Genomic DNA, 12,945 nt, shown 5'->3' with positions numbered 1-12,945 from the left:
GTCGTAACCGATGGAGACATCGACGTCGGTCAGCATTGCATACGCGGTATACAACGAAGAGTCGGAAAATTGACGGACTTACCGGCAGTAGGTGTGAAAGATCGGGATGATCTGCCGGTGACGTCCATGAAGCAACGTATGCTCGCCGGCGAGCTGTACCGGGCCGACGACCCGGAGATCGCCGCCGACCTGGCCCGCGCCACGCGGTTGATGGAACGCTTCAACACCAGCCCGGCCGACGACCCCCAGGCCCGGCTCGCGGCCCTGCGGGACCTGCTCGGCGCGGTGGGCGACGACACCTGGATCCGGCCACCGTTCTACTGCGACTACGGCTCACGGATCCGGATCGGGCCGCGCTGCTTCGTCAACTTCAACGCGGTCTTCCTCGACGTCGCGCCGATCTCCATCGGTGCCGACGTCCAGGTCGGGCCGAACGTCCAACTGCTCACCCCGACACACCCCGTCGAGCCGGAGCCGCGCCGGACGAAGTGGGAATCGGCCAGGCCGATCACGCTCGGCGACAACGTCTGGCTCGGCGGGGGCGTCATCGTGCTCGCCGGGGTGAACGTCGGGGCGAACACGGTAGTCGGCGCGGGCGCCGTGGTGACCCGCGACCTACCACCGAACGTCGTCGCGCTCGGCAATCCCGCTCGCCCCGTACGCCCCGTCGAATGACCCGATCAGGCCTGAGGTGCCGTCACCCCGGAGGTGCCTCGGTCAACCGCACCACCAGGTCCGCCCGGTCGGCGGTGCCGGTCACCAGCGCCGCGTTCCGCTCGTCGCTGCCCATCGCCCACGCCCGCGCCTCCGCCTCGGACCGGCCGTACGCGACGTGCCGGGCGGTGAGCCGGCGCAGCCGCAGCTCGGCGTCCAGGTCGAGGAACCAGGCCTGATGCAGCAGAGACCGCACCTCGTCCCAGGGGCTCTGCGACAGCAACAGGTAGTTGCCCTCGGTCACCACCAGGCGCACCGCCGGCGGCACCTCGATGGCTCCGGCGATCGGCTCCTCCAGGTCTCGGCGGAACGCGGGCGCGTAGACGGAGGTCGGTTCGAGCCGGTGCAGCCGACGCAGCAGGGAGACGTACCCGTTGGCGTCGAAGGTGTCGGCCGCGCCCTTGCGGTCGGCGCGGCCGAGCCGCTCCAGCTCCGACTGGGCGAGGTGGAAACCGTCCATCGGCACCAGCCGGGCGGCCGGCCCGACCTCGGCGACGATCCGCTCGGCGAGGGTGGACTTGCCCGCCCCCGGGGCGCCCGCGATGCCGAGCAGCTGGCGGGGACCCTCCTCGGCCAGCGAGCGCGCCCGCTCGATCAGCTCCTCGACCGGGAGCACGCGTGCCTGCGCCATCAGCTCAGGACCGCCTCGGTGATCGCGAACCGCGCCTGCACGGCGGCCTGCACGCTCTGCGGCTGCGGATCGAGGTCGAGCTCCGGCCGTCCGCCCGCCTCGGGGCCGCCGGCGTACGCCATCCGGGCCATCATCGGCCGCTCGACGCCGGTGTCCGCGAGCTCGATCAGCGCGGTGACGCGTGCACCCAGCGCCTCGGCGTACTCCCGGCCCCGGGCCAGCGCCTCGGCGATCGCGGCGTGCCGCACCTGCCGGTACGCCGGGCTGTCCGGCCGCAGCGACCACCAGGGCCCGGCGATCTCCACCTGATCCTGCTCGGCGAGGCGGAGCATGAGCTCGCCGAGGGCGGTGAAGTCGCTGACCGTGACGGTGGTGGTGACAGCGCCGTGCCAGGCGACCACCCGCTCGGTGGTACGCCGGGTCTCCGGTCGCACCCGCAGGTCACCGGTTTCCCTCCGGTCGATCGCCGTGCCCTCGCCGTCCAGCAGCACCCGGACGGCGGCGGCCCGTTCGGCCAGCCTGGTCAGGGTGGTCTCACGGTCCCGGTCGCGGGCCGTCACGGTGACCGTGAACGTGGCCAGCTCCGGCGCCACCTCCCGGTATGCCTCCCCGCGTACCGTCACCACCGGCCCGTCCACCATGCCCTCACCCTAGTCGTGGCCGCCGCCGGACGTCGGGCAGTGCTCAGCCCACACTCACGCCTGCGGCCGGCGACCGACGTACTTCACCACGTCCGCACCGGTCTCGCAGCCGGTCAGGTAGCCGCCGGCGGAACCCAGCTCCAGCAGGTACGCCAGCTCGGTGGTGTGATCCCCACCGGCCGGGAACTCACTGCGGCACTCGTCCAGCGTCCGAGCGAACAGCGCATGGCGCAGCTCCTGTGCCTGCCGATAGCGCTCGACCAGCCCGTCCTGGTCGTCCCGGCGCATGGCGTCGACCAGCCCGTCGAGTACCGCGCGGACCTGCTCCAGCTGGCGGAGCACCTGGTCCCGGTTCTGGAAGAGCATGTCCGCGATGCGTTCCGCGGGCGTGCCCACCACCCGGGTGCCGTCCCGGAAGCTCCCGGCGGCCAGGCCGAGCACGGCGTCCCGGACGTCCACGTCGGCCGCCGCTCCGGCGAGGCTGCCCGCAAGCAGGTGAGGGACGTGGGACGAGAGGGCGACCACCAAGTCGTGCACCATCGGCGCCATCGGCACCACGCGGGCCGAGAACACCGTCACGAGGAGGCCGGCCAGCAGCCGGAAGGGCCCGATCCCCTCGGACGCCGGGCAGAGGACCCAGGCCGCGCCGTCGAAGAGTTCGGGCACGGCGGCCGCCAGCCCGGAGCGCTCGGTGCCCGCCATGGGGTGGCCGGGCACGAACCGGCCGGCCAGACCCTGCTCGACGGCGAAGCGGGTCACCGCACCCTTGGTGCTGCCGACATCGGTGATCACACAGTGGTCACCGGTCTGCCTGGCCACGGTGAGCAGGGTCTCCGGCAGGCTCGAGAGCGGCCCGGCGAGGAACACGACGTCCCGGTCCCGGACCGCGTCCGCCAGCTCGTCGGGGAAACGAACGCCCTGGTCACGGCCCAGGGCACGGGTCGCCGGATCCTGGTCCCAACCGGCGACGTCCGGGTACGCCTCGCGCAGCCGGAGCAGGATGGAACCGCCGATGAGGCCAGTGCCCACCACCGCGACCTTCGGCGGCCCGACTGATCTGTCCACCATCACGTCCCTCGGCGTCCCGGTCGTGCCGCCACGGATGACGGCACGACCTCAGCCCTCGGCGAGCCGGCCGGCCACCGCCGCGACGCGCTCGTCGGACTCGGTCAGCGCGATCCGGATGTGCTGCTCACCGGCCGGGCCGTAGAAGGCGCCCGGGGCGACGAGGATGCCCCGGCGGGCCAGCCAGTCGACGGTCTTCCAACAGTCCTCACCGCGGGTCGCCCAGAGGTAGAGGCCCGCTTCCGAGTGCTCGATGGTGAAGCCGGCCGCGTCGAATGCCTGGTGCAGCGTCTCGCGCCGCGCCCGGTAGCGCTCCCGTTGCTCCTCGGCGTGCTGCTCGTCCTGCAGGGCTGCCACCATCGCCGCCTGCACGGGTGCGGGCACGATCATGCCGGCGTGCTTGCGCACCGCGAGCAACTCGGCCACCAGCGCGGGATCCCCGGCCACGAAACCGGCCCGGTAGCCGGCCAGGTTCGAACGCTTGGAGAGCGAGTGCACCGCCAGCACGCCGTCGTACGAGCCGCCGCAGACCTCGGGCGACAGCACCGAGACCGGCTCGGCCGACCAGCCCAGGGGCAGGTAGCACTCGTCACTGGCGACGACGGCGCCCCGTTCACGTGCCCAGTCGACCACCTTGCGCAGGTGGCGGGCGGGCAGAACCTTGCCGGTCGGGTTTCCCGGCGAGTTGACCCAGACCAGCCGGACCCGCGAGTTCGGGCCGACCGACGTCAGCGAGTCGCTGCGTACCGCCGTGGCGCCGGCGAGCCGGACACCGACCTCGTACGTCGGGTAGCTCACCGACGGCACCACGACCACGTCACCGGGCCCGATCCCGAGCAGGGTCGGCAGCCAGGCGACGAGCTCCTTGGAGCCGATGCTCGGCAGCACGCCCAGACCGTCCACCCCGGCGCCGCAGGCGCGGGCCACCCAGGCGCTGATCGCCGCCCGCAGTGCGGGGGTGCCGGCGGTCAGCGGGTAGCCGGGGGCGTCGGACGCGTCAGCCAGCGCCTGCCGGATCACCTGGGGCACCGGGTCGACCGGCGTGCCGACGGATAGGTTGATCAGACCGTCGGGGTGCGCCGCGGCCACGGTGGCCGACGCGTCCAGGGTGTCCCAGGGGAACTCCGGCAGGCGCGCCGAGACCGGCGCGGGGCGGTTCAGTGTCCCTCGCCGCGGGGCGGCTGCGCGGCGACGAACGCCGCGTCCTTCTCCACCTTGCCGATCTTCGAGGCGCCACCGGGCGAGCCGAGGTCCTCGAAGAACTCGTAGTTGGCGCCGGTGTAGTCCTTCCACTGCTCCGGGACGTCGTCCTCGTAGAAGATCGCCTCGACGGGGCAGACGGGCTCACAGGCACCACAGTCGACGCACTCGTCGGGGTGGATGTAGAGCATCCGGTTGCCCTCGTAAATGCAGTCGACCGGGCACTCCTCGATGCATGCCTTGTCGAGCACATCCACGCACGGCTCGGCGATGATGTAGGTCACCGGTCTTCTCCTCCGCAAGACGCGCCGCGATCTCCCGCGACGGTAAGAGCCTAGTATCTCGCCGGGGAGGGGGTCGATCGTGCTGGGTCAGCAGGATGTGGGACACCGGATCGTGATTCGGCGGATTGTAGGCATTCGCGAAGGCCGACCGCTCTTCTCCGACGCCCTCGGCGAGCTGGTCGAGCTGGACGAGACCCATCTCACGTTGGCCACCGCCCAGGGCCCGCTGCGGGTGCCCAGGTCCCAGGTGCACCGCGCCAAGCGGGTGCCACCGGCGCGCCGTCCCACCGCCGCAGCCGTGATCGATCTGGAGCTGGCCGCCGACGAGGCCTGGCCGGCGCCGACGCACGAACCGCTGGGCGGCTGGCTGCTGCGTGCCGCCGACGGCTGGACCGGCCGGGCCAACTCGGCGCTGCCGGTCGGCGACCCGGACCGGCCGCTGCCGGCAGCCCTCGACGCGGTCGAGCGGTGGTACGCCGAACGCGGGCTTCCCCCGATGGTGAACACCCCGCTGCCGCTCGCCGCTCCGGTCGGCGCCGAGTTGGACGCCCGGGGTTGGCGCAGCCGGCCACCGGTGCTGGTGCAGACCGCACCGCTGCCCCTGGCGCACGCCGCCTCGCCGGCCGGCGGCGCTGTTCGGCGGCAACCACACACGCCCGACGACGCCGCCGCGCAGGTGCCCGCCGCACCGGCTCAGGCCGCGCCGCCGCACCCGGAGCGGATGCCGGCGCCGGATGGTGGATCGGCGGACCCGGCGGCGCGGAAGGGGCCCGGCGAGCTGGCGGTGGTCCGGCTGATGCCCGCCCCCACGCCGGAGTGGCTGGCTGTCGTGGGCGACCGCAAGGCGGGCCTGCCGGACGCCGCCCGCCACGTGCTGACCGCCGTGGACCAGGTCCGTTTCGCGCACGCGTACGCCGACGGCACGCTGGTCGGGATCGGCCGGGGCACGGTGACCGGGCGGGGACGCTGGCTGGGGCTGACCCTCATCGAGGTGCTACCGGCGGCCCGCCGGCAGGGGTTGGCCGGCCGGATCGTCCGCGCGCTCGCCCAGTGGGGTGCGCAGGCCGGCGCCACGCACGCCTTCCTCCAGGTCGAACAGGGCAACACCGCGGCCGTGGCCCTCTACCGGCGCCTCGGCTTCACCACCCACCACACGTACCTGACCCGCGTCGCACCGCACTGACCCGTCCGGGGAGCGCGACCCGAGCCCGACCTGGCCGGGTCAGCTCGACCGCCCGGACCGGGTTCAGCGGCGGACGACCTTGGGGGGCTTGGCTGCCTTCAACTCGGTGTACCGCTTGAGGCTCTGCGACCGGTGATCGAGGCCGAGCGCGGTGGCGACCAGGTAGCCGACCAGCGTCCCCACCAGCGTGGCCCCGAGGTAGAGCCAGATCTGGGCGAAGAACGTGCCCGCGCCCCCGGCGAACGGGCTGTCGCCGACCAGCAGCGGGCCGACCAGCACGGTCAGCACCATCGCGACAAGCACCGCGCCCGCCACGTCGGCCGCCCAGTCGCCCAGCGGTCGACGCCGCGCCCACACGAAGGCGACCGCGGCGAGGATCACGCCGATCAGTACGAACATGCCGAGCGACACCCGGTCGGCGACGGTGTCGTCGCCGTCGAAACCGAAGTGGATGATCAGCCGGGCGACCACGTTGATCGCGAAGAGCACCCCGGCGAGCACCCCGATGTCGCGCCAACGCCTGTCCATCGCACGACCTCCCGCCACACCGTTCCCTCGAACGGTTTCCTGGCAGGAATATCTACCACTCGAACCTGTGTCTCGTCATCACCCGTGTGGGGACGGAGGCGGTGCGAGGATCTGGCGGAAACCCACCACGGCGAAGGTCATCGCGCCAGCAACGATCATGACGAGGCCGACCCAGTTGTCACCGGCGAGGAGCAGGTCCCCCTCGGACGTCCGGACCGCCGCGACAACCATCAGCAGGAACCACGGCACCGCCGGCAGCGCCACCGACCAGCGGCGCCCGACTGCCTGGTGGGCGAACCAGCCGAGCGCGATGTTCGCGGCGACCGCCACCAGCACCGACAGGCCGATGAGCTGGCCCGCCACCCGGAGCGTGGCGAGCAGCAACTCCAGCACCCCGGTCACCACACCGGCCACGATCGCCACGAGACCGCCGGCCACCCTGAGACCGAGGTCGAGCAGGTGCGGCGGCGGCCCCGCCGGCGGCGGGCTGGTCTCTTCCGGGGCGAGCGGCATCGGGGCGGCGGGCAGTGTCACCGCAGACCGGCCGCCGCTGCCGGGGCCCGGTCCGGGCGGTCGTCGACGAGGCCGGCGAAGAGGTCGTCCTCCCAGCCGTACGGGCCGCTGCCCGGCCCCTTCTCCCCCTTCGCGAGGGTGTAGTACTCCACGCCCATGAACTCGCCGCCGATACTGCCGGCGATCGTGTAGAGCCACGAGGTAGCCGGGATCTGGGTGGCGTGGGCGCGCATCGCGGCCTGCTTCGCGGCGTGCCGCTCGGTGGCGTCGATCCGGGCCGCGATCTGCTCGTCGGGAGTGCCGAACGGCAACTCCGAGACGTCGTCGATGCCGGCGAACGGGTTGTCGGACGACTCGACGAACTGGTTCATGCCGGCCTTGAGCACGCTGAGCGGCATGGCCGTCCAGTAGACCTTGGCCGGGGCGACGCCCTCGGCCTCGGCCAACTCGACCGCGCGCATCGCCACCCGGTTCGCCTGGATGTGGTCCGGGTGCCCGTAGAAGCCGTTCTCGTCGTACGTGATCATGACCTGCGGCCGGATCTCGCGCATGACCTCGACCAGGTGTCCGGCGGCCTCGTCCAGGTCGGCCTGCCAGAAGGCCCGGCGGTGCTCGTTGGTGGCCAGCCCCATCATCCCGGAGTCGCGGTAGCGGCCCGCGCCGCCGAGGAAGCGGTGGTCGGTGACGCCCAGCGCGGCGCAGGCGGCGTTCAGCTCGGCGATCCGGTAGCCGCCGAGCTGGTCGGCCTGGTCGGCGGCGAGCTGTGCCAGGGCCGGCACGTGGATCTCGCCCTCCTCGCCGAGCGTGCAGGTCACCAGCGTCACGTGCGCGCCGGTGGCGGCGTAGTGGGCCATCGTCGAGCCGGTGGCGATGGTCTCGTCGTCGGGGTGCGCGTGGACCAGCAGCAGGCGGCGGTCGGGCAGGGTCGTCACGCCCGTCACTCTAACCGGCGGTTCCGTCCGGCCGACGCCAACGCGTCCGCGCAGGTCGGCCACATCACCCCGAGAGCCGACTTACGATCTGGCCGTGGACTATCCGGAGCTGGCCGCCCGCACCCGCCGGTTCAGCCACGGCGCGCCGCGCGCCGTCTCCGTGGCCGACGACGGATCCCGGGTGATCTTCCTGCGCTCGGCCGGCCCCGAGGATCCGGCCGACGCGCTCTGGCTCCTGGACGTCGCCACCGGCGAGGAACGGCTGGTCGCCGACCCGGCGGTGCTGCTCGGCGCGGACACCGGTCCCACCGAGCTCTCCCCCGGCGAGCGCGCGCTGCGCGAACGGCTACGGCTCAGCGCCGACGGCATCGGCTCGTACGCCCTGGACGCCGCCGGTCGGGTGGCGGTCTTCGCGATCGCCGGCCGGCTGTTCCGCGCCGACCTGGTGCACGGCGACGTCGTCGAGGTGGCCGCCGTCGGACCGGTGCTCGATCCGCGTCCGGATCCGACCGGCGAGCGGCTCGCCTACGTCACCGACGCGACGGACGGGGTTCGCCGGGGCGAGCTGCGGATCGTCGACGCCGACGGCACCGACACGATGCTGGCCGGCGAGGACTCCGGGGTCACCTGGGGCCTGGCCGAACACATCGCGGCCGAGGAGTTCAACCGCTTCCGCGGCTACTGGTGGGCGCCGGACGGCCGCTCGGTGCTCGCGGCGCGGGTCGACGAGTCCCGGCTCGACCGGTGGCACCTGCACGACCCGGCCGACCCGGCCACCCCGCCGACGACCGTCGCGTACCCACACGCCGGCGGGCCGAACGCCGAGGTCAGCCTGCACCTGCTGGACCTGGACGGCGGCTGGGTCGACGTGCACTGGGACCGGGAGACCTACCCCTACCTGACCGCCGTGAGCTGGACCGACGGCGGCCCGCTGATCACCGTGCTGCGTCGTTCGCAGCAGCACGGCCTCGTGCTCGCGGTGGATCCGCGCACCGGTGAGACCCAGGTGCACGCCGAGCTGGCCGATCCACGCTGGGTCGAGCCGATCGCCGGCACCCCCGCCCACCTGCCCGACGGCCGGGTGCTGGTCGGCGGCGAGCTGGCGCACGACGGGTACGACGCGCGCTGCCTGTTCGCCGACGGCACGCTGCTCACCCCACCCTCGCTGTACGTGCGGCGGGTGGTGGGACGGCTGCCCTCCGTCGGCGCGGGCGCCCCCGATCTGCTGGTGGAGGCGAGTGACGGTGAGCCGAGCGAGCGGCACCTGTTCCGGGTACGCACGACGATCGGCGGCGGGGTCGACGCCCGGCGGTTGACCTCCGACTCGGGCTGGCACACCGCCGCCGTCGGCGGGGACGTGCTCGCGGTGGGCGTCGCCTCGCTCGACCATGCGGGAACGCGGTGGACGGTGTGGCGGGGCGACGAGGAGGTGGCGGTGCTCGAGTCGCACGCCGCCGTCGCGCCGTACTCGCCGCTGCCGCTGCTGGAGCGGGTGACCGACCGGCGGTTGCCCAGCGCGGTGCTCTACCCGAACAGCTACGTCACCGGCCGCAGGCTACCTGTGCTGCTGGACGTCTACGGCGGCCCGGGCCACCAGGAGGTGGTCGCGGCACGGGCGGCCTGGCTGGAGCGGCAGTGGTGGGCCGATGCCGGGTTCGCGGTCGTGGTCGTCGACAACCGCGGTACGCCGGGCGTGGCGCCGTCGTTCGAGAAGGCGATCCACCGGCGGGTGGCCGACGTGGTCCTGATCGACCAGGTGGAGGCGCTCACCGCGCTCGCCGACAAGCACCCGGACCTGGATCTGAGCCGGGTGGCGGTGCGGGGCTGGTCGTTCGGCGGCTGGCTGGCCGGGCTGGCGGTGCTGCGCCATCCGGAGCTGTTCCGCTGCGGCATCGCCGGCGCTCCGGTGTCCGACTGGGGTCTCTACGACACCGCCTACACCGAGCGCTACCTCGGGATGCCGGACGAGGGCGTGGACGTCTACGCGCACCATTCGCTGGTCGAGTTGGCCGCCGAGCCGGTGACCGGTCCGGAGGAGGCTCGCCCGCTGCTGCTGGTACACGGCATGGCCGACGACAACGTGGTCGCCGCGCACACCCTGCGGCTGTCGGCCGCGCTGCTCTCCGCCGGGCGACCGCACTCGGTGCTGCCGCTGACCGGCGCGACGCACATGGCCGCCGGCGGCACCGCGGAGCGGCTGCTCCGGCTGGAGCTGGACTTCGTCCGCACGCACCTGCGGTAGGTCGGGCCCGGTCGACGCCCGCGGCGGCGCGATCGACCCGGAGAAAGCAGCCGACCCCCGGTCGACGACGCTGTCGACCGGGGGCCCGTTCCGTGCGGCGGGACTACTGCTTGACGTACGCGTTCACGAACGCGGGGTAGCCGAAGACGCTGGAGATGAAGACGCCGCCGGCCTTGGAGCCGTGCACGTTGTACGCCACGTCGACGAAGAGCGGCACCACCGGGGCGTACTCCTTCATGATCCGCTCGTCGAGCTTGGCCCACTCCGGGCCCTGCTCAGCGGGGGACATGGCCAGGATCCGGTCCATCTCCGCGTTGATCGCCGGGTCGTTGAAGTACGACTGGTTGCTGTTGCCCTCGGGCTTGATGGTGCGCCCGTCGTAGAGCACCGGCAGGATCGACGCGCCGCTCGGCCAGTCCGCCGCCCAGTTACCGATGTACAGGTCCCAGGGGTTGTCCTTCTTCTTGATCTCGTCGAGCTTCGCGTCGTCCGGGATGTTCCGCAGCGTGATCTTGAAGCCGGCCCGCTCCAGGTTGGCCTTGAGCTGGGTGCCCTGCAGCTGCTCGGTCGCGCCGTCGGAGACACCGAGGACCAGCTCCGGGGTCTGACCGCCGAGCAGCTCCTTGACCTTGTCCAGGTTGCCACTGGCCCCGGCCGGGTACGCGTCGTACGCCTTGTAGCCGATGGTCGACGGCGGCATCAGCGTGGTGAGCGGCGCGGCGACGGTCGGCCCACCCATCGCCTTGATCAGGCCCTCACGGTCGATCGCGTAGTTGAGCGCCTGGCGGATCTTCAGGTCCTTGACCCGCTGGTTGTTGATGACGAGCTGGTTGGCGCTCGGCGTCGGCGAGAGGATCGTGCGGGACTTCAGCGCGGCGTCCCCGGCCACCTTGGCGACCAGCGAGGCCGGCACGGTGTTGAAGGCGAGCGCGCTCTGGTCGGGCCCGTTGTCGGCGATCACCCGGTTGCTGGCGGCGTCCGGGGTCGGGCCGAAGGTCCAGACGAACTGGTCCGGGTACTGGTGCCGGACCGGGTCGGTCTTCGGGTCCCAGTTCGGGTTCCGGTCCAGGGTCAGCTTCACGCCGACCTGGTTCTCGGCGATCTTGTACGGCCCGGACGAGAACGGCTTGTTGTCCAGGTTGACGCCGGTGTCCTTGGCCGCCGGCAGCGGCGCGGTGGTCGGCAACGAGACCGCGAACGGCAGGTCGCAGCGCGGCTTGGCGAACTCGAAGCGGAGCGTCTTCTCGTCCGGGGTGGTCAGCCCCGGCGGCAGCGAGCCCTTGTTCTTCTTGAAGTCCCACTTGGTGTCGAACTGCGGGGTGTCGGCCAGCCACTCCTGGATGTAGGTCGGGCCGCCGGTGAGGTCCGGGTCGAAGGAGCGGGCGATGCCGTAGGCGATCTCCTTCGAGGTGATCGGGCTGCCGTCCTCGAACTTGACCCCGTCCTTGATCTTGAATTCCCAGACCTTGCAGTCGTTGTTGACGTCGCTGCCGGGGGTCTCGGCGAGGTCACCGACGAGGACCAGGCCGCCCTTGCCGTCGTCCTTCCAGGTGGTGAGGTAGCGGGCGAACAGCGGGCTCGCCATCAGGCCGGCGAACGAGTACGTCCGCTGCGGGTCCAAGTGGGAGATGGGCGTCTCCCGGATGATGCTGAAGGTGCCGCCCTTGCTCGCTCCCGCCACCTCCGCGGCCGGGCCCTGCGAGTCCTTCGGGTCGGTCGCGATCACCCCGGTCTGCGTACGGTCGGTGTCCACGGTGGTGCCTTCGCCCGTGTTCTTCGAGCAGGCACCCAACGCCACAACCAGTGCGATCGCTCCGCCTGCGGCGGCCACCACGCGTGGTCGCATCTCCTACCTCCTCCACCCATCTGACCTGCGGTCCGCCGGAGGTGGAACCGCCGACGTCCCGAGGATCGTAAAGAAGAAAACCTACGAGTTGTGTAACAGTTGTCGATAACTTCCATCATCACCGGGCGGCCCGGCCCCGGCCGCGCCGCCGCCACGACCGCCCGGCGTCAGCGCAGCCGCACCCGCGGATCGATGGCCGCGTACAACAGGTCGACCAGCACGTTCGCGAGCACCACGAAGACCGCGGCGATCAACACGGTGGCCATGATGGTGGGCAGGTCACCGGCCCGCACCGCGTCGACGGCCGTACGACCCAGGCCCTGGATGCCGAACGTCGTCTCGGTGATCACCGTGCCGCCGAGCGCGCCACCGACGTCGAGCCCGGCGATCGTCACCACCGGCGTGATCGCCGCGCGAAGCGCGTGCCGTCCGTACACCTTGGGCTTGGCCAGGCCCTTCGCCCGTGCGGTACGGACGAAGTCCTCCGAGAGCGTCTCCAGCATCTGCGCGCGGGAGAGCCGCGCGTAGATGGCGGAGAAGAGGAAGGCCAGTGAGACCCAGGCCAGCACCAGCCCGCTCGCCCACTTGAGCGGATTGTCGAGGAGCGACGTGTAGCTGGGCACCGGCAGCAGCCGCAGGTTGTAGACGAACACCAGCAGCAGTACCGCACCGACGAAGTAGAGCTGCAACGAGGCGCCGGTGAGTGAGAAGCCGATGGCGAGCCGGTCCAACCAGGTGCCGCGGCGCAGTGCCGAGACCATGCCGAGCCCCACCCCGAGCAGCAGCCAGAGGACCGCCGCCGGGATCACGATGCTGAGCGTCACCGGCAACACCCGCGCGATCGTGTCCGAGACCGCCTCGTTGGTGACGTACGACCAGCCCAGGCAGGGCGCGTCGCAGTGGCCGCCCTGGGCGCTGCCCAGGTCCCGACCGGTGACGATGCCCTTCATGTAGCCGGCGTACTGCGTGATCAGCGGATCGTTCAGGCCCAACTCGTCACGGACCCGCTCCAGCCGCTCCGGGTTGCAGTTCTTCGGACACATGCCGGTGACCGGGTCCCGGGGCAGGGCGAAGAACATCAGGAAGGTCAGCACGCTCACCGCGAAGAGGGTCAGGACCGCGGAGAAGAGCCGCTTGACCAGGAATCGCGTCATCAGAGCTCTCCT

General features: G+C 72.1%; 13 protein-coding genes. 3 read left to right on the top strand and 10 right to left on the bottom strand.

The genetic code is table 11. The annotated features are described in order from the left end of the window. Positions 1-117: 117 nt before the first annotated feature. Positions 118-675 (top strand): sugar O-acetyltransferase, encoded by a 558-nt coding sequence (locus tag AB0F98_RS07095; RefSeq protein ID WP_357729966.1) that lies wholly within the window; start codon positions 118-120, stop codon positions 673-675. 22 nt (positions 676-697) lie between these two features. On the opposite strand, the gene AB0F98_RS07090 is transcribed toward AB0F98_RS07095, so the two are convergent. Genes AB0F98_RS07090 through fdxA form a run of 5 tightly spaced genes read right to left on the bottom strand, consistent with a single transcriptional unit; the run spans position 698 to position 4,535 of the window. Then, complete coding sequence (locus tag AB0F98_RS07090; RefSeq protein WP_357729962.1) at positions 698-1,345, bottom strand: nucleoside/nucleotide kinase family protein; 648 nt, start codon at positions 1,343-1,345, stop codon at positions 698-700. After that, on the bottom strand, positions 1,345-1,986 hold the full coding sequence (locus AB0F98_RS07085; protein WP_357729959.1) for an SIMPL domain-containing protein: 642 nt from the start codon (positions 1,984-1,986) through the stop codon (positions 1,345-1,347). Before AB0F98_RS07085 ends, AB0F98_RS07090 begins: the two co-directional genes overlap by 1 nt. Before the next feature lie 54 nt (positions 1,987-2,040). Further along, entirely contained in the window at positions 2,041-3,054 is a 1,014-nt protein-coding gene (locus tag AB0F98_RS07080) for a prephenate dehydrogenase/arogenate dehydrogenase family protein (RefSeq protein ID WP_357729956.1), read from the bottom strand. Between the two features lie 48 nt (positions 3,055-3,102). After that, positions 3,103-4,212 carry a succinyldiaminopimelate transaminase gene (gene dapC / locus AB0F98_RS07075; protein ID WP_357730890.1) on the bottom strand — a complete coding sequence of 370 codons (1,110 nt, stop codon included), beginning with the start codon at positions 4,210-4,212 and terminating at the stop codon, positions 3,103-3,105. Next, positions 4,209-4,535, bottom strand: coding sequence for a ferredoxin (gene fdxA, locus AB0F98_RS07070; RefSeq protein ID WP_076466513.1), 327 nt, complete (start codon positions 4,533-4,535; stop codon positions 4,209-4,211). The genes dapC and fdxA overlap by 4 nt, the downstream gene beginning before the upstream one ends. Before the next feature lie 79 nt (positions 4,536-4,614). Here fdxA and AB0F98_RS07065 point away from each other — a divergent pair, with 79 nt between their 5' ends. Further along, positions 4,615-5,718, top strand: coding sequence for a GNAT family N-acetyltransferase (locus AB0F98_RS07065; protein WP_357729952.1), 1,104 nt, complete (start codon positions 4,615-4,617; stop codon positions 5,716-5,718). 63 nt (positions 5,719-5,781) lie between these two features. On the opposite strand, the gene AB0F98_RS07060 is transcribed toward AB0F98_RS07065, so the two are convergent. The 3 genes from AB0F98_RS07060 to mshB form a co-directional block, all read right to left on the bottom strand. Next, a complete protein-coding gene (locus AB0F98_RS07060; protein WP_357729949.1) occupies positions 5,782-6,246 on the bottom strand; it encodes a hypothetical protein in 465 nt (154 codons plus the stop codon). A 78-nt stretch (positions 6,247-6,324) separates the two neighbouring features. Continuing rightward, complete coding sequence (locus tag AB0F98_RS07055) at positions 6,325-6,759, bottom strand: hypothetical protein (protein WP_357730887.1); 435 nt, start codon at positions 6,757-6,759, stop codon at positions 6,325-6,327. Between the two features lie 17 nt (positions 6,760-6,776). After that, the gene (gene mshB, locus AB0F98_RS07050; protein WP_357729946.1) at positions 6,777-7,700 is read right to left on the bottom strand and encodes an N-acetyl-1-D-myo-inositol-2-amino-2-deoxy-alpha-D-glucopyranoside deacetylase; all 924 of its coding nucleotides are present in this window, start codon (positions 7,698-7,700) and stop codon (positions 6,777-6,779) included. An 85-nt stretch (positions 7,701-7,785) separates the two neighbouring features. Here mshB and AB0F98_RS07045 point away from each other — a divergent pair, with 85 nt between their 5' ends. Beyond that, on the top strand, positions 7,786-9,933 hold the full coding sequence (locus AB0F98_RS07045) for a prolyl oligopeptidase family serine peptidase (protein ID WP_357729943.1): 2,148 nt from the start codon (positions 7,786-7,788) through the stop codon (positions 9,931-9,933). Positions 9,934-10,036: 103 nt separating this feature from the next. Here AB0F98_RS07045 and AB0F98_RS07040 read toward each other — a convergent pair whose 3' ends face one another. Then, the gene (locus AB0F98_RS07040; RefSeq protein ID WP_357729940.1) at positions 10,037-11,779 is read right to left on the bottom strand and encodes an ABC transporter substrate-binding protein; all 1,743 of its coding nucleotides are present in this window, start codon (positions 11,777-11,779) and stop codon (positions 10,037-10,039) included. 167 nt (positions 11,780-11,946) lie between these two features. Further along, a complete protein-coding gene (locus AB0F98_RS07035; RefSeq protein ID WP_357729937.1) occupies positions 11,947-12,933 on the bottom strand; it encodes an ABC transporter permease in 987 nt (328 codons plus the stop codon). Between the last annotated feature and the right edge of the window lie 12 nt (positions 12,934-12,945).

Origin of the sequence: Micromonospora sp. NPDC023737 (assembly GCF_040639715.1) — a bacterium.
GTDB lineage: Bacteria > Actinomycetota > Actinomycetes > Mycobacteriales > Micromonosporaceae > Micromonospora.
The sequence above is the reverse complement of the archived record's forward strand: the minus strand, read 5'-3'. Positions and strand labels throughout refer to the sequence as shown.

Bases quoted from the DNA above. Each gene is read 5' to 3' on its own strand.
- AB0F98_RS07090 (WP_357729962.1), bottom strand. From the start codon at position 1,345: ATGGCGCAGGCACGCGTGCTCCCGGTCGAGGAGCTGATCGAGCGGGCG.
- AB0F98_RS07085 (WP_357729959.1), bottom strand. From the start codon at position 1,986: ATGGTGGACGGGCCGGTGGTGACGGTACGCGGGGAGGCATACCGGGAG.
- AB0F98_RS07080 (WP_357729956.1), bottom strand. From the start codon at position 3,054: ATGGTGGACAGATCAGTCGGGCCGCCGAAGGTCGCGGTGGTGGGCACT.
- AB0F98_RS07060 (WP_357729949.1), bottom strand. From the start codon at position 6,246: ATGGACAGGCGTTGGCGCGACATCGGGGTGCTCGCCGGGGTGCTCTTC.
- AB0F98_RS07055 (WP_357730887.1), bottom strand. From the start codon at position 6,759: ATGCCGCTCGCCCCGGAAGAGACCAGCCCGCCGCCGGCGGGGCCGCCG.
- AB0F98_RS07040 (WP_357729940.1), bottom strand. From the start codon at position 11,779: ATGCGACCACGCGTGGTGGCCGCCGCAGGCGGAGCGATCGCACTGGTT.
- AB0F98_RS07035 (WP_357729937.1), bottom strand. From the start codon at position 12,933: ATGACGCGATTCCTGGTCAAGCGGCTCTTCTCCGCGGTCCTGACCCTC.